This window comes from Streptomyces sp. enrichment culture (genome assembly GCF_964273255.1).
Taxonomy (GTDB): domain Bacteria; phylum Actinomycetota; class Actinomycetes; order Streptomycetales; family Streptomycetaceae; genus Streptomyces.
The window spans coordinates 4,922,164-4,941,198 of the sequence record NZ_OZ186835.1 but is presented as its reverse complement, the minus strand read 5'-3'; the positions used below and the strand labels follow the sequence as shown (position 1 = coordinate 4,941,198).

Genomic DNA, 19,035 nt, shown 5'->3' with positions numbered 1-19,035 from the left:
TCCCAGCGAAGCTCTCAGGCTACCGGCGTGGCCTGCTCCGGGACCAATTCGGCCCCCCGTTCACGGGCCTCACGTGCGTTGTTGACAACGGTTTCCATCATCATTGAAAATGACTGTCATGAACGTACGACGACTCATACCGACGGCCGCGGTGACCGCCGTCACCTTCCTCGGCCTCGGCACCCTCTCCGCCTGCGCCGGTGACAGCGCGGCGGCGGGCAACACCGACAAGTTCGACGTCGTCGCGTCGTTCTACCCGATGGCGTTCCTCGCCGAGCGGATCGGCGGCGAGCACGTGAACGTCACCAGCCTCACGCAGCCCGGCCAGGAGCCGCACGACCTGGAGATCAGCGCCCAGCAGACCGCGCAGCTCCAGGAGTCCGACGCGGCCCTCTTCCTCAAGGGGCTGCAGCCTGCCGTCGACGAGGCCATCGGCCAGGCCGAGCTGAAGACGAAGATCGACGCGGCGGCCCTGACGTCCCTGCGCACCCTCGGCGACGACCACGGCCACGACGACGAACACGGCGACGACCACGGCCACGGGGACGAGCACGCCGACGACCACGGCCACGAGCACGAGGGCGGCAAGGACCCCCACGTCTGGCTCGACCCGGTCAAGTATGCCGAGGTCGCCGAGGGCGTCGGCGCGGCCTTCGCCGAGGCCGACCCGGACCACGCGGCCGACTACCGCAAGAACACCGAGGCCCTCGTCGCCGAACTGGGAGACCTGGACGGCCGCTTCGAGGCCGGGCTGAAGAACCGCAGCACCGACGTCTTCATCACCACCCACTCCGCTTTCGGCTACCTCGCCGACCGCTACGGCCTCACCGAGGAGGCCATCAACGGCCTCGGCCCGGAGTCCGAGCCGAGCGGCGCCCGTGTGAAGGAACTGGAGCGCACGGCGAAGGCCGACGGCGTCACCACCGTCTTCTACGAGACGCTGGTCAGCGACCGGACCGCCAAGACCCTCGCCACCGACGCCGGACTGAAGACGGACGTCCTCGACCCGCTCGAGGGCATCACCGACGCCTCCCGCGGCGACGACTACTTCCAGGTCATGGACGCCAACCTGGCGGCCCTCCAGAAGGCCCTGGGAGCGAAGTGACCGTCCGACCGCCGGAGGACGCCATGCCCGAGCCCGTGATCTCCCTGCGCGGTGTCCACGCCGAACTGGGCTCCCGCCCGGTGCTGCGGGGCATCGACCTCACCGTGCGCCGCGGTGAGGTCGTCGCCCTGCTCGGCGCCAACGGCTCCGGCAAGTCCACGGCCGTGCGCAGCATCATCGGCCAGGTGCAGCCCGGCGCCGGCGAGATCGAGCTGTTCGGCACCCCGCGCCGCCGCTTCACCGACTGGGCCCGCGTGGGATACGTCCCGCAGCGCACCACGGCCGCCGGGGGCGTGCCCGCCACGGTCACCGAGGTCGTCTCCTCGGGCCGCCTGGCCCGCACCCGCTTCGGCCTCTTCCGCAGGGCCGACCGGGAGGCCGTGCGCCGCGCCCTCGACCTGGTCGGGCTGGCGGACCGCGCGAAGGACTCCGTCGACGCCCTCTCCGGCGGCCAGCACCAGCGCGTGCTGATCGCCCGCGCGCTCGCCGCCGGGCCCGAACTGCTGATCATGGACGAGCCGATGGCCGGCGTGGACCTCGCCAGCCAGGAGGTCCTCGCCGACACCCTGCGCCACCAGGTCGCCGAGGGCGCCACCGTCCTCCTCGTCCTGCACGAACTGGGCCCGCTGGAGCCGCTGATCGACCGCGCGGTGGTGCTGCGCGACGGCTGTGTGCTGCACGACGGCCCGCCGCCGAAGGCCGTCGGCCAGCATGCCCTGCCGGGCCACGACCACGTCCACCCGCACGCCCCCGAGGGTGCCGAACCGATCCGCACGGGACTGCTGAGCTGAATCCGATGGACATCCTCGACTACGCCTTCATGCAACGGGCCCTGATCGCCGCCGTCCTGGTCGGCATCACCGCCCCCGCCGTCGGCATCTACCTCGTGCAGCGCCGCCAGGCCCTGATGGGCGACGGCATCGGCCATGTCGCCATGACCGGCGTCGGCCTGGGCTTCCTGCTGTCCTGGTCCCCGGTGTGGATGGCGACGCTGGTCTCCGTCCTCGGTGCCGTCCTGATGGAACTGATCCGCTGGTACGGCAGGGCCCGCGGCGACATCGCCCTCGCGATGCTGTTCTACGGCGGCATGGCCGGCGGCGTCATGTTCATCAACCTCGCCCCGACCGGCTCCAACGCCAACCTCACCTCGTACCTGTTCGGCTCCCTGTCGACGGTGTCCTCCTCCGACGTCACCGCGATCGGCGTCCTCGCCGCGTTCGTGATCCTGGTCACCGTCGGCCTGCGCCGCCAGCTGTTCGCGGTCAGCCAGGACGAGGAGTTCGCCCGGGTCACCGGCCTGCCGGTGCGGTTGTTGAACCTGCTCACCGCGATCACCGCCGCGGTGACCGTGACGGTGGCGATGCGGGTGGTGGGGCTGCTGCTGGTCAGCGCGCTCATGGTGGTCCCGGTCGCGGCGGCCCAGCAGCTCAGCCGCAGCTTCGCCGCCACCTTCGTCGTCTCCGTCGCGATCGGCGTGAGCGTGACCGTCGGCGGCACGGTCACCTCCTACTACCAGGACGTGCCGCCCGGCGCGACGATCGTGCTGCTCACCATCGGCGCGTTCATCGCGCTCACCGCCCTCGCCACGCCCCTCGCCCGGCGCCGGGCCCGCGCCGCCGCGGCCGCGCGGCCGGCCGGTGAACCGGCCGAGTGCGCCATTCCGGCCAGCCGGACGAGCACCGACGGCGCAGGCGTCTGACCGCCCGGAAGCCCGACTGGCACAATGGCCGGGCAGGCAGTGCAGACGTGAGGAGGCAACCGGTGACCACCGCTGGACCGCCCGTGAGGGGCCGCGCCACTCGGCAGCGCGCCGCCGTGGCGGCTGCGCTTCTGGAGGTCGACGAGTTCCGCAGCGCGCAGGAACTCCACGACATGCTCAAGCACAGGGGCGACTCGGTGGGACTCACCACGGTCTACCGCACCCTGCAGTCCCTCGCCGACGCCGGCGAGGTGGACGTCCTGCGCAACGCCGAGGGTGAGTCCGTCTACCGGCGCTGCTCCACCGACGACCACCATCACCACCTGGTCTGCCGCACCTGCGGCAAGGCGGTCGAGGTGGAGGGTCCGGCCGTGGAGAAGTGGGCCGAGGGCGTCGCCGCCGAGCACGGGTTCGTCGACGTGGACCACACGGTGGAGATCTTCGGCACCTGCGCGGAGTGCGCGGCGGCCCGCGCGGACTGAGCGCGCGCACGTGCGCGGGGGCCCGGAAGCCGACGGCTTCCGGGCCCCCGCGCACGTCGTCCGTTCCGTCCTCCGGCTACTGCCGGCCCTCCATGGCCAGCAGCTCCTCGTTCGGGACGGCCCCGCCGAAGCGGCGGTCGCGGGAAGCGAACTCCAGGCAGGCCCGCCACAGGTCGCGCCGGTCGAAGTCGGGCCACAGCACGTCCTGGAACACCATCTCCGCGTACGCGCTCTGCCACAGCAGGTAGTTGGACGTGCGCTGCTCCCCGCTGGGCCGCAGGAACAGGTCGACGTCCGGCATGTCCGGGTAGTAGAGGTACTTCGCGAACGTCTTCTCGCCGATCTTCGACGGGTCGAGCCGTCCGGCCCGCACGTCCTCCGCCATGGCCTGCGCCGCGTCCGCGATCTCCGCCCGGCCGCCGTAGTTCATGCAGAAGTACAGCGTGAGCCGGTCGTTGTCCTTCGTCTGCTCCTGGGCGACCTGGAGTTCCTTCGCCACCGACTTCCACAGCTTGGGCATGCGCCCCACCCAGCGCACCCGCACGCCCAGTTCGTCGAGCGTGTCGCGGCTCTTGCGGATGAAGTCGCGGTTGAAGTTCATCAGGAAGCGCACCTCGTCCGGCGACCGCTTCCAGTTCTCGGTGGAGAAGGCGTAAAGGGAGATCGACCCCACGCCCATCTCGATGGCACCCTGGAGCACGTCGACCACCCGCTCGGCGCCGACCTTGTGCCCCTCGGTGCGCGGCAGCCCGCGCTCCTTGGCCCACCGGCCGTTGCCGTCCATGACGATCGCCACGTGCTGGGGCACGAGCTCCCCGGGGATCCTGGGCGGCCGGGCGCCGGAGGGGTGCGGTTCCGGCGTCCTGTACTCCCGGCGCTGACGCCCCAGGAACCCGCGTACGGCCATGTGTCTCTCGTCTCCCTCTGGCTGTTCGTTCTGTTCGCGTTCTGTTCGCTACTTCTCGACGTACCGCAGGGAGCGCAGCCCGCGCTCCAGGTGCCAGTGCAGGTACGCGGAGACCAGCCCGCTGCCCTCCCGGACGTGCCGCGCCTCGGCCGCGTCCGCGGTCTCCCAGTCCCCCGTGAGCAGCGCGCCCAGCAGTTCCAGCGCCTCCGGCGAGGGTACGACGCTGCCGGGCACCCGGCAGTCGCCGCACACCGACCCGCCCGACGCGACCGAGAAGAACCGGTTCGGGCCGGGCATCCCGCACTTCGCGCAGTCGCCGAAGCTGGGGGCGTAGCCGTTGACGGCCAGCGAGCGCAGCAGGAACGCGTCGAGCACCAGGTGCGGCGCGTGCTCGCCGCGGGCGAGCGTCCGCAGGGCGCCGACCAGCAGCAGGTACTGCTGCACCGCCGGCTCCCCCTCGTGGTCGGTGAACCGCTCGGCCGTCTCCAGCATGGCCGTCCCGGCGGTGTAGCGCGCGTAGTCGGTCACGATCCCGCCGCCGTACGGGGCGATCGTCTCGCTCTGCGTGCACAGCGGCAGGCCGCGGCCGACCAGCTCGCTCCCCCGGGAGAAGAACTGCACGTCCACGTGCGAGAACGGTTCGAGGCGCGCGCCGAACTTGGACTTCGTCCGGCGCACCCCCCTCGCCACGGCGCGTACGCGTCCGTGACCGCGCGTGAGCAGTGTGATGATCCGGTCCGCCTCACCCAGCTTCTGGGTGCGCAGCACGATGCCGTCGTCGCGGAACAGACTCATGCCGCCCATTGTCGCCTACGTTCACGGCACCTCACCGCGGCTGCGGGCATTGGCGTACGCCGTCGCCTCGCGCAGCCGCTCCGCCGCGGTCGCCTGCCGTACGGCACCGGGGTCCGCGTCCCACTCCTTGCCCCCGCCGTACGGCCGCAGCTGCACGTAGGGCCCCTCGTGTCCCATCACGACCCCCATCCGTCCGGTCCCCGTGTCCACGACGTACGCGCCGACGGCCGGCTTCACCGCACCACCGCCGCGAGGCGCTGCGCGGTGCGGACCGGGATCCGCCCCAGGTCGACGAGCGGACAGGGCGCCTCCCGCGCAAGACTCACCGGGTCCAGCCCCAGTGACGGCAACGTAATTCCCGCCTTTGCGAACGCCGCCCGCAATTCTTTCACCACTTCCTCCGCTTCTTCGACGCAGAGCGCCGAGTGCTGTGCCTCCACCGTGCTCCCCTTTCTTTTCGGCTTTCACTCTTCTCACCCCAAGAGTGGGGCGCCCTCCCTACACTCGGAAGAGTTTCGGGCGCTACAAGTGCGGGGCTGCACAAAGGGGTTGATCGATGGCCAACGGTTCACGCCAGGCGGCGTGGGAGTTCTTCGGCGCGGAACTGAAGCGCCGGCGTGAGGACGCCGGGTTCACGCAGGTGGAGCTGGGGGCGCGGGTGTTCGTTTCCGGCGGCTACATCGGGCAGTTCGAACAGGCCATTCGGAAGCCGCAATTGGACGTGGCGCAGCGGATCGACGAAGCACTGCAAACCGACGGTTTTTTCGAACGGCTTTGGCGCAAACTCATCAAGGAGCAGCGCTATGCCGAATACTTCGCCCATGCGGCGGAGCTTGAGCGGTTGGCGACAAGCATTCGCGACTGGGCACCCGCCGTGGTTCCGGGCCTTCTCCAGACACCCGCCTATGCGCGGGCGATCTACGTGGCGAGCAACCCGCTCGCCCCGGAGCGGTACATCCAGGAGATGGTCGGCCTCCGCATGGAACGCGGACAACTCCTCAGGGAGGCCACACGCCCGGTGTACTGGCTCCTCGTGCACGAATCCGCTCTGCGTGTGCCTGTCGGCTCGCCGGCGACCATGACGGAGCAACTGGATCAGAGCACCGGGCTGGTGCGTGATCGCCAGATCCTGATGCAGGTGCTGCCCTTCACGGCGGGAGCGCACCCGCAGATGGGCAAGATGATGACGCTCATGGAGTTCGAGGACGCCCCGCCCACCATCTATACAGAGGGCGTGCTGTCGGGCAGCCTGCTGGACGATCCGGCGGTAGTGAAGAAGGTGTGGGCTGATTACGATCTGCTCAGGGCCGTAGCGCTGTCACCGGACGCGTCCCTGGCTCTGGTCGAAGCAGTGGCGGAGGATTACAGACGATGCGCAGGTACGACCTGACCGACGCCCGCTGGCGCAAGAGCTCCTACAGCGACGGCAATGGAGGCGACTGCCTCGAAGTGGCCCACGACTTCCCGGGAGCCGCCCGCTGGCGCAAGAGTTCCTACAGCGGGGGCAGCGGAGGCGAGTCCTGCCTCGAAGTCGCCGACGGAGTCCCCGGGGTCGTCCCCGTGCGGGACAGCAAGGTGGCCGGAGGGCCGGTGGTCGTGGTGGGGGCGGTGGCCTGGGCGGCGTTCGTCGGCGCCGTGGGGGCCACCCATTCACTTACCGGTGTCGTGCCGCCGCGTCCCGTGTAGAGGCGACACCGGCAGGGCAGCGGGTGGCCCCACGGTCACGTCCCGGCCCGCGCCGGCCTCAGGACACGGCGGCCGGCGCAGCCGTACCGCGCACCGTGGCCAGCCGCAGGCCGACCTCGACCAGGGTCCAGCCGACCCGCGTCCGCAGCGGTCCCGGGCGCCGGGGGACGTCCGGCGGGCGGCGGCCACCCGCCTCGGCGCGGAGTTCCGCCGCGCGCATGCCGTGCAGCACGAGATGGATGTCGGGATGCATCGGGCATGCCTCTCACTTCTTGTGAACGGGGATGAGGTGCGTGTGGATGCGCACCTGCTCGGTCTCCGGTGTGCCTTCGGCGGAGTCCGGCGTGCGGTAGCTCGCGACGAGGTCGTGCATCTTCCGGCGCAGCTCGCGGGCCGTCTCCGGCGTGAGGTGGAGGGTCCAGTCGCTCATGTCGGAGCTGTCGCGCCACTCCTGTGACCAGTCCTCGCGGGTGCCGAGCCAGGTCGCCAGCTCCTTGGTGTGCTGGTTGGCGACCTCGTGCAGGAACAGGTCGGCGGCGCCGCGCACGTCCGGGTCGCTGTCCTGGAGCAGGGCCGCGTCGAAGCGGACGCCCTCGTGGACGGCCCGCCACCACCGTTCGCGGCCCTTGCCGCGGTCCGGCGCGTCCTCCACGAAGCCGTAGGAGGCCAGTTGGCGCAGGTGATAGCTGGTGGCGCCGCTGGACTCACCCAGCCTGGCCGCCAGTTGGGAGGCGGTGGCGGGTCCGCCGCGACGCAGCTCGTTGAGCAGCTGCATCCGCATCGGGTGGGCGAGACCGCGCAACGACCGGGCGTCGAGGCTGTGGAGCTCTGGTTCCTGCGGTTCCTGGGAGTCGGTCATGGCACCACCGTAGCGATGCAAAGAAACCCTTGCAAGGGTTTCTTTGCATAGATCTCTTTGCGGCATCTCCTTTGCGGCGGGTTCTCTGCACGGCGCCGACGCAGGCGGCCCGCCACCGGCCCGCCACCGGCCCGCCGTCCGTTCGTCGGACCGGAGGATGAACTGGCGATGACGCCGTAGGCGTGACGTTTCCCCGCGAGCGCAACCGGGGCGGCGGCCCGGACGCTCCTCACCGGCAGAACCGACACCCCTTGGTGAGGAGAGCGACATGACCGCCACCGCCTTCGAGTACGGCCCGGAGCATGTCTTCGTCGACCCCTACGCCTGCGGAGACGACTTCCTGCTGTCCCCGCCGAACCCGGCCGACCGCCTCGACATCACCCTCGACCCGCGCGACCGGCGACGGCTGGACCTGCACGCGGCCCTGACCGCCGCCGGCATCCCGCCGCGCCCGGAGGACCGGGAGGCGATCGAGAGCCTCAGCGCGCTGCCGGGCAGCATCAACACCACCATCCAGCGCTGGCTGCACCACACGCTCTGAGGCGGGACGGCCGTCAGTGGGCGCCCGGGGCCACCAGGCCCGACTCGTAGGCGACGATGACGAGTTGGGCCCGGTCCCGGGCGCCCAGCTTGCCCATGATGCGGCTGACGTGGGTCTTCGCGGTGAGCGGGCTCAGCCCCAACGCCTCGGCGATCCCGGTGTTGTTCAGGCCACGGGCGACCAGCGCGAGGACCTCGCGCTCGCGGGCGGACAGGCACTCCGGGCCGTGGGCCGGTGTGGGTGCCGGCTGGCGGAGGAAACGCTGGATGAGGCGGGCCGTGGGCCCCGGGGAGAGCAGCGCGTCGCCGGCGGCGACCGTGCGGACGGCGTCGAGGAGGTCGGCCGGCCGGGTGTCCTTGACCAGGAACCCGGAGGCGCCGGCCCGGAGCGCGTCGACGATGTTCTCGTCGGTGTCGTAGGTGGTGAGGACGAGCACCTTCACCCCGGCCAGGTCCTCCTCGGCCGCGATGAGACGGGTCGCCTCGATTCCGTCCAGGTCGGGCATGCGGATGTCCATGACGACGAGGTCGGCGCGCCGGGCGCGGGCCAGTTCCACGGCCTCACGGCCCGTTCCGGCCTGGCCGACGACCTCCATGTCGGGGGCCGAGTCGACGAGCAGGGCGAACGCCTCCCGCACCAGTCGCTGGTCGTCGGCGAGCAGCACGCGGATGGTCATCGGGCTCCCTCGGCAGTCGTGGTCGCGGGTTGCGTGACGGGCAGGGCAGCCGTCACCCGGAAGCCGCCCTTCTCACCCGGCCCGGCATCGAGTGTGCCGCCCACGCTGCGCGCCCTCTCGCGCATGCCGGTCAGACCGAACCCGGGCGGACGGCCGGGCGGGGGGCCGGTGCCGTCGTCGGTGACGGACAGGTGCAACGTACCGTCCTCCTGGCGCAGTTCGACCAGCACGGCCGGGTCGGGCCCGGCGTGCCGCACCACGTTGGTCAGGGCCTCCTGGACGATGCGGTAGGCGGCGGCCCCGACGGCGGAGGGGACCTCACCGGCGCGGCCCGTCCGCTCGACACGGGCCCCGGCGAGGCGGGCGGTCGCCACCAGGTCGGGCAGGCCGTCCAGGCCGGGCAGCGGACCCCGGGCGTCGGCGTCGTGCTCGCGCAACACCTCCAGGGTGGAGCGGAGTTCACCGCGCGCGGTGCGGCAGACCTCGGCGATGTCGTCCAGGGACCGGGCGACGGCCTCCCGGTCGAGCCGTTCCGGGTCGGCGGCCAGGACGTGCGCGGCGACGGAGGTCCGCACCCCGATCACGGTGATGCTGTGGGCCAGCAGATCGTGCAGGTCGCGGGCGATGCGCAGGCGTTCCTCGGCGACCCGGCGGCGGGCCTCCTCCTCCCGGGTGCGTTCGGCGCGCTCGGCTCGTTCGACGATCGCGGCGACGTACTGGCGGTAGAAGCGGACGTCGACGCCGAAGACCAGGACGGCGACCGCCCAGCCGATGATCCGCAGCAGCTCCGCCAGGCCCTCGGGGTTGGTCAGCGCGTTCACGGCGAGCGTGCCGCCGATGACGGCGGAGCCGATGAGCAGGGTGCGGCGCGGGGTGGTGGTCGCCGCCACCGTGTACAGGGCGACCATGGTGGCGGCGACGGGCGCGGCGTGGGTGTTGTCCAGGGCGTGGTACGGCGCGGCGGCGGCCAGCACCAGCCAGAGCACCGTCAGCGGGCGCCGGCGGCGCCACGGCAGCGGGAGATGCGCCGCCAGCAGCAGCGTCCAGCCGAGCGCGTCGGGCGACCGGGCGGGGTCGACGAGCAGGCCCAGCACCAGGGCCGCGACGGCCAGGCACCCGGCCAGCACGGTGTCGTTGCGGACGGCGTGCGGGGCGGTCAGCGGGTCGCGGTTGAGCGCCGCCATCACCCGGTAGCCGATCCGGGACCGGCCGGGCGGCGCCTGCTCGGCTGTCGTCGTGGGCTGCTGCACGGGTCCATCCTCCCGGCAGAGGGCGCCCCGGCGGGAGGCCGGGGCGTCCTCGCGTCGTCGCACCGCCGCTACACCGGCTCGGGCTGCCGCTCCGGCCGGGCCGGCTCGGGCGCGCGGGAGAGCCGGCCCGGCCACCACAGCCGGCGGCGCAGCAGCACGCTCGCCGTGGTGACGAGGTACGTCCGGACGAGGAAGGTGTCCAGCAGGACGCCGACCGCGATGACGAAGCCGAGTTCGACGAGGGCCACCAGCGGCAGGGTGGTGAGCACGGCGAACGTCGCCGCGAGCACGATGCCCGCGGAGGCGATGACCCCGCCGGTGGTGCGCAGCGCGGACAGCGCCGCGGCCTCGGGTTCGGCGCCCTTCGCCGACTCCTCGCGCATCCGGTGCAGCAGGAAGATGCCGTAGTCGACGCCGAGCGCGACGAGGAAGACGAAGGACAGCAGGGGCAGGCCGGGATCGGTGCCCGCGAAGCCGAACAGCGGCCCGAAGACCAGGCCCCCGAGGCCGAGGGCCGCGCCCCACACCGCGACCACCGCGCCCAGCAGCAGCAAGGGTGCGACGAGGCTGCGGAGGAGGGCGACCAGGATGAGGAAGACGGCGGCCAGGACCAGCGGGACGACGACCGAGCGGTCCCGGGCCTCGCTGTCGGCGAGGTCGAGCCGCTGGGCGCTGGGCCCGCCGACGTAGGCGCCGTGGTCGTCGAGTCCGTCGCGCAGCGCCTCGACGGTGCGGGTCTCCGCCGGGGACTCGGGGGCGGCCGTGGTGAACACGGCGATCTCCGTCCACCCGTCGCCCGCGCGGCCGGCCGTGACCTCCGCGACGCCCTCGGTGCCGCGGGCCTCGGCCACCACGGCGTCCGCGCGCCCGACGGGTGCCATCACGGTCAGCGGGCGGCTGCCGCGCTCGGGGTACTCGCGGGCGAGCGTGTCCATGGCGGCGATGGACTCGGGCCGGTCGGTGAAGGAGTCCTCCTGCTTGAGGTCGCCGGTGAGGCCGAACGCGCCGAGGGCGAGGGTGCCGAGGAGGAGGCCGCCCGTGGCGAGCACGGTCCGTGGGCGGCGGGCGGCGGAGGTGCCCATCACGGCGAACACGGAGCGGCGGGTCTTCGGTTCGCTGCCGAAGGCGGGGATCAGCGGCCAGAAGACGCGGCGGCCCAGGAGCACCAGCACGGCGGGCAGCAGGGTGGTCATGGCGATCAACGCGGACAGCACACCGATGGTGCCGACCGGGCCCATGCCGCTGCTGCTGTTGAGGTCGGCGGCGAGCAGGCACAGCAGTCCGGCCGCGACCGTGCCGGAGGAGGCGAGGATCGCCGGGCCGCAGCCGCGCAGGGCGACGCGCATCGCGTCGTAGGGGCGTTCGTGGCGGCGCAGTTCCTCCCGGTAGCGGGACACGAGCAGCAGCGCGTAGTCGGTTCCGGCGCCCAGGACGAGGACGGTCATGATGCCGCCGCTCTGCCCGGTGACGGTGACGTCGAACAGCTCGTGCAGCCCGTACCCGGCGGCCATCGCCACGGTGGTGGCGGCACCGGCGACGGCCAGCGGGACCAGCCACAGGAACGGGCTGCGGTAGATCAGCACCAGCAGCACGGTGACGACGCCGAGGGTGGCCATCAACAGGGTGCCGTCGATGGTCTCGAACACCTTGTTCATGTCGGTGGTCAGCGCGCCGGGCCCGCCGACCTCGACGCGCAGCCCGTCACCGCCCTCGGCGATCTCCCGCACCCCGTCGACGAACTCCGTCCGGGCCTCCTCGTCCTGACCGGGTGCGGTGCTGGAGACCGGGAACATCAGCGTGCTGCCGTCCTGTGAGGGCACACCGCGCGGGGCGTCCGCCAGTTCGTAGGTGTCCCCGACCTCGGCGACCTGCTCGGCGGCGGCCTTCCGGTCGGCGGCGGTCAGTCCGCCGTCGCGGTGGTAGACCAGCACCAGATCGGTCGCCTCACCGCCGGGCAACCGGTCCTGGATCCGCGCCACCTGGGTGGAGTCGGCGCTGTCCGGCAGGTAGTCCGTGGCCCGGTTCTGCTGGATGCCGCCGAACTTCCCGGCCAGCGGCCCCACGAGGACGAGCGCGGCCAGCCACAGGCCGACCACCGCCCACGGCACGGCCCGCCGCCGCGTCACACTGCTTCCGGCCCCCATGCGACGGGCCTCCCTCCGCTCGACTGTCCGGTCGCCTCCAGACTCCCGGCGGGGACGGGCGGACGCGTCGGGCGTGAGGGCGAGGTGCGGGGTACTGCGGAGGGCGGCGCGGGGGCGGGACTACTCCCCGGGGAGTAAGCGGGGCGGGCCGTTCGGAGCAGGCTCAGGTCAGGTCGAGCGTCCAGGTGCCGTCCCCGTCGTCCACCCGCGCCTCCAGCTCGCGCAGGCCCATCCCGGCCTCCCACAGCTCCTCGAAGCGCCGTGCGCGGCCGCGCACGTGCGCGGGCCGGGCGTCGATCCGCGTCCGGACGTTGCCCCCGACCGGATCCCGCTCGATCTCGTAGGACACCTCCCCGTCGAAGACCACGCCGTCGAACATGGTCCCGCGCGCCAGGTGCGGGGGCAGCTCCGGCAGGACGACGACGCGTACGTCGATGCGCAGCAGCTCCTGCTCCTCGCACAGCCGCAGCAGCGCGTCGTCCAGCCGCGCGGCGCTGCCCACCAGGAACAGCCGCCGCACCGGCACCCCGCGGTCGGTGATCGCCTCGTGCTGGGCATCGAGGCAGCGGCCGACGGGCTCGCCGCTCCAGTACGCCGGGTCGACGGAGGTGGTGACGGCCCGGACGGACTGCTCGGCGGCGCGGGTGAGGGAGAGCAGCCAGTCGTGGTTCTCCCCCGGGCACTCCACGGCCAGCGAGGCGAGACCGGCGACCTGCCGGGCGACCCGTTCCGTCTCCAGCCGGGCGAACTCCCGCAACAGCGGGGGCCCTTCGGCCACCGCCCCGGGCCCGGCCCGCCCGTCGGCGCGCTCCGGCGGGGCGGCGTCCGGCGGCAGCCCGCCGTCCCCGTCACCGTCCCTGTCGCGCTCCGGCGGCCTGGGGGACGTCAGCAGGTACGCCACGGCCACCGCACCCAGGGCGCACAGCCCGGCGGCGCCCGCCTGCCGCCCCGCCCCGTCCTCGGGGCCCAGCAGCGCGGCGGCGCCCCAGACGACGAGGCCGACGACGACGCCGGCGGCCGGAATCCTGCGCGGTCCCGGCCGGGGCATGACTACGACGGCGTCCTGGCCGCCGTCAGCAGGCGGGTGACGTCGTCGGCGCAGATGGTGAGGGCCGCGCCGACGGTGGCGAGGGCGTCGCGTTCGGCGGGGGTGTAGGGGCCGTCGGCGAGGGCGATGCGGGCGCCCTGGAGGAGGATCGACTCGCGGCCGGCGGCGGCGAGGTGCGGGGCGAGCGGGTCCAGGGCCTCGTGCAGCTCGATGGCCAGGCCGGCAGCGCACGGCTCCCCGGTGAAGCGGCCGGTGTCGTCGGCCAACGCCTCCACGAGGGACTCCAGTTGCTCCTCGGTGCAGTCGTCGAAGCCGGCCGCGCGGACGGCGGTGACGGCCGACTCCAGGGCGGCGCGCGAACCGGTGCCGCCGGCCGCCAGGACCGCCAGCGCGACGGTGTGCACGGCGTCCCGGAGCATCGCGGAGAAGCGGGTGGTGGTCGGGTGGTCCAGGACGTCGGTGCCGAAGTGGCGGCGGCAGGCGGCGCACTCGACGACCGGGCCGGTGGCGCCGCGTGGCAGCACGGGCACGCCGAGGAGGCAGAAGCGGCGTCGGCCGGTCAGCCGCTGGTAGTTGCGGTCGCCGCCGCAGCCCGGGCAGAAGAACTCCCCGTCGCCGACGGGCGTCCACGCCGTGCGGGTGCCCAGCAGGCGTGACAGCCCGGAGGCGGCACGGCCGTTCGGTTCCCGTCCTGGCAGCACGTCGCACCTCCACAACTCCCCCGCTGCCGGACGGCGCGGGCGGTGCCCCCGCGGCACCATTGCCGCTTGCGTGATGTTAGCCACATCCACGAGCCGGAGTCAGCACCTCGGACGAGACCTCTCCGTGACCTCCACACGTCTTTGGCCGGTATACGACGGGGGCTCCGCCCGCCCACGGGGGCGGACGGAGCCCTGAGGTCCGTCGAAGCGGCAGGTCAGCGGGCCGCCCGGTTGACGGCCGAGACGACCGCCTTCAGGGAGGCGCGCGTGGTGTTCGCGTCGATTCCGATCCCCCACAGAACCTTGTCGCCGATGGCGCACTCGATGTAGGAGGCGGCCTGCGCGGAGGCGCCCTCGCTCATGGTGTGCTCCTGGTAGTCCAGCAGGCGTACGTCGACGCCGATGCCCTGCAGCGCGTCGAAGAAGGCCGAGATCGGGCCGTTGCCGGAGCCGGTCAGGGTGGTCTGCTCACCGTCGACGGTGGCCTCGACGGTCAGGGTGTCCACGCCGTCCCGGTCGGTGGTGGACTGGCCGTTGGCGACCTGGATGCGGCCCCAGGGGTTGTCCGGGTTGGGCAGGTACTCGTCCTGGAAGACGGCCCAGATGTCGGCGGGGGTGACCTCGCCGCCCTCGGCGTCCGTCTTCGCCTGGATGATCTTCGAGAACTCGATCTGCATCCGGCGCGGCAGGTCCAGCTTGTGGTCGTTCTTCAGGACGTAGGCGATGCCGCCCTTGCCGGACTGCGAGTTGACGCGGATGACGGCCTCGTAGGAGCGGCCGACGTCCTTGGGGTCGATCGGCAGGTACGGGACCGCCCACTCCAGGTCGTCGACGGTGACGCCCTTGGCCTTCGCGTCGGCCTCCATGGCGTCGAAGCCCTTCTTGATGGCGTCCTGGTGGGAGCCGGAGAAGGACGTGTAGACCAGGTCGCCCACGTACGGGTGGCGCGGGTGGACGTCCATCTGGTTGCAGTACTCCCACGTGCGACGGATCTCGTCGATGTCGGAGAAGTCGATCTGCGGGTCGACGCCCTGGGAGAACAGGTTCATGCCCAGGGTGACCAGGTCGACGTTGCCGGTGCGCTCGCCCTGCCCGAACAGGCAGCCCTCGACGCGGTCGGCGCCGGCCATGACGGCCAGCTCGGCGGCGGCCACCGCGGTGCCGCGGTCGTTGTGCGGGTGGACGGACAGGCAGACGTACTCGCGGCGGGACAGGTTGCGGCCCATCCACTCGAAGCGGTCGGCGTGCGTGGAGGGGGTGGAACGCTCCACGGTGGCGGGCAGGTTGAGGATGATCTCGCGGCCCGGGCCGGGCTGGTAGACGTCCATCACCGCCTCGCAGACCTCCAGGGCGAAGTCCAGCTCGGTGTCGGTGAAGATCTCCGGGCTGTACTGGTAGCCGAACTCGGTCTCCTCGCCCAGCAGTTTCTCCGCGTACTCCATCACCAGCCGGGTGCCGTCGACGGCGATCTGCTTGATGTCGTCCTTGGAGCCGCGGAAGACCACGCGGCGGAAGACGGGCGCGGTGGCGTTGTACAGGTGGACGGTGGCCCGCCGGGCGCCCTTCAGGGACTCCACCGTGCGCTCGATCAGGTCCTCGCGGGCCTGGGTCAGGACGGAGATGGTGACGTCGTCCGGGATGGCGTCCGGGTCCTCGATGATGGAGCGGACGAAGTCGAAGTCGGTCTGGCCGGAGGCGGGGAAGCCGACCTCGATCTCCTTGTAGCCCATGCGGACCAGCAGGTCGAACATCGCGCGCTTGCGGGCGGGCGACATGGGGTCGATCAGCGCCTGGTTGCCGTCCCGCAGGTCGGTGGAGAGCCAGCGCGGGGCGGTGGTGATCCGGTTGGCCGGCCACGTGCGGTCGGGGATGTCGACCTGCTCGTAGCGGCCGTACTTGTGGAACGGCATGGAACTGGGCTGCTGGCGGTTTGCCATGGTGCGTGGGCTCCTCGGGGGTCCGCGGGGTGTCCGGATGGACGGCCGACGGCGCAGCGCCAAACTCCGCGGGGAGGGGGTCGGCCTCTACTACAGGCCCTCGCCGCGGCAGCTAAGGAGAAGCAGCCCGAAACGCATGATGCTCCGCAGCTTAACCGAGTCGTGCTGCGTGCGAGGGCGTGTATCAGTATGCGGGATCGGACCGATGAACTGCGCAAAAAGTGCTGAATACCACGTCGAGAGCGGACAAGAAGGGCATTGCCGGGCTATTTCACCCGTCACGGTTGCCCGCGCGTCACGGGGGGTGACAGTACGGACACGCGGTGCGATGGTGCGTCCATGACCGCTCACGGGGGCTTCGAGCCCGTCTTCTGCACCATCGTCCCGCCCCACGTCCTCGACCGGCTCGCGCAGGCCGACGACCCGGTGCTCGCCGGACCGGCGCGCCGCACCCTCCAGCGCGACGCCTACGAGCGCACCCAGCGCCGCCTGACCACGGTCGTCGGCGCCCACGCCGCCGCCCCGCTCGCCGCCGAGCCCGGGACGCCGCACCGCACGGTCCACGACGCCGGCCACGGCACCGACCTGCCGGGGCGCGCCGTGCGCACCGAGGGCGAGGAACCCGGCCAGGACGCCACCGTCAACCGCGCCTACGCGGGTCTGGGAGCCACCTTCGAGCTGCTGCTGTCGGCGTACGGGCGCGACTCGATCGACGGCGCCGGGATGCCCCTCGTCGCGACCGTGCACTACGACCGCGACTACAACAACGCCTTCTGGAACGGCGAGCAGATGGTGTTCGGCGACGGGGACGGGGAGATCTTCCTCGACTTCACCCTCCCGATCGATGTCATCGGCCACGAATTGGCGCACGGCGTCACCCAGCACACCGCGAACCTGGACTACTTCGGCCAGTCCGGCGCGCTCAACGAGTCGGTGTCGGACGTGTTCGGCGCGCTCATCAAGCAGTACTCGCTCGGCCAGACGGCCGCCGAGGCCGACTGGCTGATCGGCGCCGGGCTGCTCGCGCCCCGGGTCACGGGCACGGCGCTGCGGTCGATGAAGGAACCCGGCACCGCGTACGACGACGACGTCCTCGGCAAGGACCCGCAGCCCGCGACGATGGACGACTACGTCCGCACCGGCCGGGACAACGGCGGCGTGCACATCAACTCCGGCATCCCCAACCACGCCTTCTACCTCGCGGCGACCACGCTGGGCGGGCACGCCTGGGAGCGGGCCGGGCAGATCTGGTACGACGTGCTGACCGGCGGGGAGCTGCGGCAGGACGCGATGTTCACGGACTTCGCGACGCTGACGGTGAAGGCGGCGCGGGCCCGGTTCGGGGAGGGCGAGGAACTGCTGGCGGTGACCAAGGCGTGGGAGCGGGTGGGGGTGCGCACGCTGTAGCCGCGCGCCCCGCCGGGTGGGCGGGCCGGCCGTTCTCGTACTAGACAGGGAGCCATGCGTATTCAGGTACGGCGCTCGGGCGGCTTCGCGGGCATCGAGCGGCAGGCCGAGGTGGACACCGCGGGGCGGCCCGACGCCGCGGAGTGGCACGCGCTCGCCGAGCGGGCGCTGGCCGCGGGCAGCGGTTCGCCGCCCGCCGGCGTGCCGGACGGCTTCGGCTACCGGATCACGGTGGACGGCCGGACGGTGTACTGCGCGGATCCCCGGCTGACCGAGGAGCAGCGCGCGCTGGTGTCCCGCGTGCTCAAGGAGGGCGCGTAACAGCCGTTCGGCGCGCGGGCGTTGACTCCGCTCACCGGCGGTGCGGATGATCCACCCCATGGCGACGACGCGTGCGGTTCCCCGCTTCCCGGACGGCTTCCTGTGGGGTGTGTCGACCTCGGCGCACCAGATCGAGGGCGCGGTGGACACGCGGGAGCGGTCCGTGTGGGACGTGTTCACGGCCGAGCCGGGCCGGGTGCGGGACGGGGCGACCGCGGAGGTGGCCTGCGACCACGTCCACCGGCACGGCGAGGACGTGGCGCTGCTGGCCGGTCTGGGCGTGGACGCGTACCGCTTCTCGGTGTCCTGGCCGCGGGTGCGGGCCCGGGGCGGGCTGGACTTCTACGACCGGCTGGTCGACGACCTGTGCGCGGCGGGGGTGCGGCCGGTGCCCACGCTGTTCCACTGGGACCTGCCGGCCGGGCTGGACTGGCGGGAGCGGGACACCGCCGAGCGGTTCGCCGCGTACGTGTCCGAGGTGGCCGGGCGGCTCGGCGACCGGGTGACGAAGTGGATCACGCTCAACGAGCCCGCCGAGCACACCCTGCTGGGCCACGCCCTGGGCATCCACGCGCCCGGCCTGAAGCTGCTGTTCGACGCGCTGCCGGTGGCCCACCACCAGCTCCTCGCGCACGGTCTCGCGGTGCGCGCGCTGCGCGCGGCCGGCGCGGACGACATCGGCATCGCCAACTCCCACGGCCCGACCTGGCCTGCCTCGCAGGACCCGGCGGACGTGGAGGCGGCCGGCTTCTACGACCTGCTGCTGAACCGGCTGTTCGCCGACCCGCTGCTGCTGGGCCGCTACCCGGACGGCATCGGCGAGCTGATGCCCGGGGACGTGGCGGCGGACCTGGAGGTGATCTCCGCACCGCTCGACTGGTACGGGATCAACTACTACGCGCCGACCCGGGTGGGCGCCCCGCAGGGCACCGAGATCGACTTCGGCGGCATCCGGATGCCGGCCGAACTTCCCTTCTCCGTACGGGAGATCACCGGGCGCCCGGTGACCGACTTCGGCTGGCCGGTGGTGCCGGAGGCGCTGACGGAGATCCTGACGGCCTTCCGCGACCGCTACGGCGACCGGCTCCCCCCGGTCGTGATCACCGAGAACGGCTGCTCCTACGAGGGCGTCGACGACCCGGAGCGCATCGCCTACCTGGACGGCCACATCCGCGCCCTGCACCGGGCGCTGGAGGCGGGCGTGGACGTGCGCGGCTACTTCGTGTGGTCGCTGCTGGACAACTTCGAGTGGGCCGAGGGCTACGCCCGCCGCTTCGGGCTGGTCCACGTGGACTTCGCCACGCAGCGGCGCACGCCGAAGGCGTCCTACGCGTGGTTCCGGGAGCTGCTGCGGGAGCAGCGGGCCTGAGCCGCCGCCCGGCTCAGAACCCCGGGCGCCCGCCTCGGCCCACCCGCGTCAGAACCCCAGCCGCCGCAACTGCTTCGGGTCCCGCTGCCAGTCCTTGGCGACCTTCAC

22 protein-coding genes are annotated in these 19,035 nt (G+C 72.5%); 10 read left to right on the top strand and 12 right to left on the bottom strand.

Annotated features, from left to right (window positions below):
• Window positions 1–118: 118 nt before the first annotated feature.
• From ACSU53_RS21415 to ACSU53_RS21400, 4 genes are all read left to right on the top strand, one after another.
• Window positions 119–1,105, top strand: a complete 987-nt coding sequence (locus ACSU53_RS21415; protein WP_437030052.1) for a metal ABC transporter substrate-binding protein — start codon at window positions 119–121, stop codon at window positions 1,103–1,105.
• 23 nt (window positions 1,106–1,128) lie between these two features.
• Window positions 1,129–1,896, top strand: coding sequence for a metal ABC transporter ATP-binding protein (locus tag ACSU53_RS21410; RefSeq protein WP_437030050.1), 768 nt, complete (start codon window positions 1,129–1,131; stop codon window positions 1,894–1,896).
• A 5-nt stretch (window positions 1,897–1,901) separates the two neighbouring features.
• Entirely contained in the window at window positions 1,902–2,804 is a 903-nt protein-coding gene (locus ACSU53_RS21405; protein ID WP_437030047.1) for a metal ABC transporter permease, read from the top strand.
• 62 nt (window positions 2,805–2,866) lie between these two features.
• On the top strand, window positions 2,867–3,286 hold the full coding sequence (locus ACSU53_RS21400; protein ID WP_437030045.1) for a Fur family transcriptional regulator: 420 nt from the start codon (window positions 2,867–2,869) through the stop codon (window positions 3,284–3,286).
• 76 nt (window positions 3,287–3,362) lie between these two features.
• Here the strand turns inward: ACSU53_RS21400 and ACSU53_RS21395 are convergent, their stop codons facing one another.
• Genes ACSU53_RS21395 through ACSU53_RS21380 form a run of 4 tightly spaced genes read right to left on the bottom strand, consistent with a single transcriptional unit; the run spans window position 3,363 to window position 5,428 of the window.
• Complete coding sequence (locus ACSU53_RS21395; RefSeq protein WP_437030043.1) at window positions 3,363–4,193, bottom strand: isoprenyl transferase; 831 nt, start codon at window positions 4,191–4,193, stop codon at window positions 3,363–3,365.
• A gap of 48 nt (window positions 4,194–4,241) precedes the next feature.
• On the bottom strand, window positions 4,242–4,988 hold the full coding sequence (gene recO, locus ACSU53_RS21390) for a DNA repair protein RecO (protein ID WP_432054425.1): 747 nt from the start codon (window positions 4,986–4,988) through the stop codon (window positions 4,242–4,244).
• Between the two features lie 21 nt (window positions 4,989–5,009).
• Complete coding sequence (locus ACSU53_RS21385) at window positions 5,010–5,225, bottom strand: hypothetical protein (RefSeq protein WP_437030042.1); 216 nt, start codon at window positions 5,223–5,225, stop codon at window positions 5,010–5,012.
• Entirely contained in the window at window positions 5,222–5,428 is a 207-nt protein-coding gene (locus ACSU53_RS21380; RefSeq protein WP_437030040.1) for a hypothetical protein, read from the bottom strand. The genes ACSU53_RS21385 and ACSU53_RS21380 overlap by 4 nt, the downstream gene beginning before the upstream one ends.
• A gap of 116 nt (window positions 5,429–5,544) precedes the next feature.
• On the opposite strand from ACSU53_RS21380, the gene ACSU53_RS21375 reads away from it, so the two are divergent.
• Together ACSU53_RS21375 and ACSU53_RS21370 are read left to right on the top strand one after the other, a co-directional pair.
• The gene (locus ACSU53_RS21375; RefSeq protein ID WP_437030038.1) at window positions 5,545–6,378 is read left to right on the top strand and encodes a helix-turn-helix domain-containing protein; all 834 of its coding nucleotides are present in this window, start codon (window positions 5,545–5,547) and stop codon (window positions 6,376–6,378) included.
• Window positions 6,360–6,674 (top strand): DUF397 domain-containing protein, encoded by a 315-nt coding sequence (locus ACSU53_RS21370; protein ID WP_437030036.1) that lies wholly within the window; start codon window positions 6,360–6,362, stop codon window positions 6,672–6,674. Before ACSU53_RS21375 ends, ACSU53_RS21370 begins: the two co-directional genes overlap by 19 nt.
• Before the next feature lie 58 nt (window positions 6,675–6,732).
• On the opposite strand, the gene ACSU53_RS21365 is transcribed toward ACSU53_RS21370, so the two are convergent.
• Both ACSU53_RS21365 and ACSU53_RS21360 read right to left on the bottom strand, forming a co-directional pair.
• Window positions 6,733–6,927 (bottom strand): hypothetical protein, encoded by a 195-nt coding sequence (locus ACSU53_RS21365; protein ID WP_437030034.1) that lies wholly within the window; start codon window positions 6,925–6,927, stop codon window positions 6,733–6,735.
• A gap of 12 nt (window positions 6,928–6,939) precedes the next feature.
• A complete protein-coding gene (locus ACSU53_RS21360; RefSeq protein ID WP_437030032.1) occupies window positions 6,940–7,533 on the bottom strand; it encodes an ArsR/SmtB family transcription factor in 594 nt (197 codons plus the stop codon).
• A gap of 268 nt (window positions 7,534–7,801) precedes the next feature.
• Here ACSU53_RS21360 and ACSU53_RS21355 point away from each other — a divergent pair, with 268 nt between their 5' ends.
• Window positions 7,802–8,074 (top strand): hypothetical protein, encoded by a 273-nt coding sequence (locus ACSU53_RS21355; RefSeq protein ID WP_437030030.1) that lies wholly within the window; start codon window positions 7,802–7,804, stop codon window positions 8,072–8,074.
• 13 nt (window positions 8,075–8,087) lie between these two features.
• Here ACSU53_RS21355 and ACSU53_RS21350 read toward each other — a convergent pair whose 3' ends face one another.
• From ACSU53_RS21350 to leuA, 6 genes are all read right to left on the bottom strand, one after another.
• Entirely contained in the window at window positions 8,088–8,750 is a 663-nt protein-coding gene (locus ACSU53_RS21350) for a response regulator (RefSeq protein WP_437030028.1), read from the bottom strand.
• Window positions 8,747–9,934, bottom strand: coding sequence for a sensor histidine kinase (locus ACSU53_RS21345; protein ID WP_437033320.1), 1,188 nt, complete (start codon window positions 9,932–9,934; stop codon window positions 8,747–8,749). The genes ACSU53_RS21350 and ACSU53_RS21345 overlap by 4 nt, the downstream gene beginning before the upstream one ends.
• Before the next feature lie 134 nt (window positions 9,935–10,068).
• Window positions 10,069–12,144 (bottom strand): MMPL family transporter, encoded by a 2,076-nt coding sequence (locus ACSU53_RS21340; RefSeq protein WP_437030026.1) that lies wholly within the window; start codon window positions 12,142–12,144, stop codon window positions 10,069–10,071.
• Window positions 12,145–12,307: 163 nt separating this feature from the next.
• Entirely contained in the window at window positions 12,308–13,192 is an 885-nt protein-coding gene (locus tag ACSU53_RS21335; RefSeq protein ID WP_437030025.1) for a hypothetical protein, read from the bottom strand.
• Between the two features lie 2 nt (window positions 13,193–13,194).
• Window positions 13,195–13,893 (bottom strand): TerB family tellurite resistance protein, encoded by a 699-nt coding sequence (locus ACSU53_RS21330; protein ID WP_437030023.1) that lies wholly within the window; start codon window positions 13,891–13,893, stop codon window positions 13,195–13,197.
• Window positions 13,894–14,108: 215 nt separating this feature from the next.
• Window positions 14,109–15,830 (bottom strand): 2-isopropylmalate synthase, encoded by a 1,722-nt coding sequence (gene leuA, locus ACSU53_RS21325; RefSeq protein WP_437030022.1) that lies wholly within the window; start codon window positions 15,828–15,830, stop codon window positions 14,109–14,111.
• 339 nt (window positions 15,831–16,169) lie between these two features.
• On the opposite strand from leuA, the gene ACSU53_RS21320 reads away from it, so the two are divergent.
• Genes ACSU53_RS21320 through ACSU53_RS21310 form a run of 3 tightly spaced genes read left to right on the top strand, consistent with a single transcriptional unit; the run spans window position 16,170 to window position 18,927 of the window.
• A complete protein-coding gene (locus tag ACSU53_RS21320; RefSeq protein WP_437030020.1) occupies window positions 16,170–17,237 on the top strand; it encodes a M4 family metallopeptidase in 1,068 nt (355 codons plus the stop codon).
• Window positions 17,238–17,291: 54 nt separating this feature from the next.
• The gene (locus tag ACSU53_RS21315) at window positions 17,292–17,558 is read left to right on the top strand and encodes a protealysin inhibitor emfourin (RefSeq protein ID WP_437030018.1); all 267 of its coding nucleotides are present in this window, start codon (window positions 17,292–17,294) and stop codon (window positions 17,556–17,558) included.
• Window positions 17,559–17,616: 58 nt separating this feature from the next.
• A complete protein-coding gene (locus tag ACSU53_RS21310; protein ID WP_437030016.1) occupies window positions 17,617–18,927 on the top strand; it encodes a GH1 family beta-glucosidase in 1,311 nt (436 codons plus the stop codon).
• The last annotated feature ends 108 nt before the right edge of the window (window positions 18,928–19,035 follow it).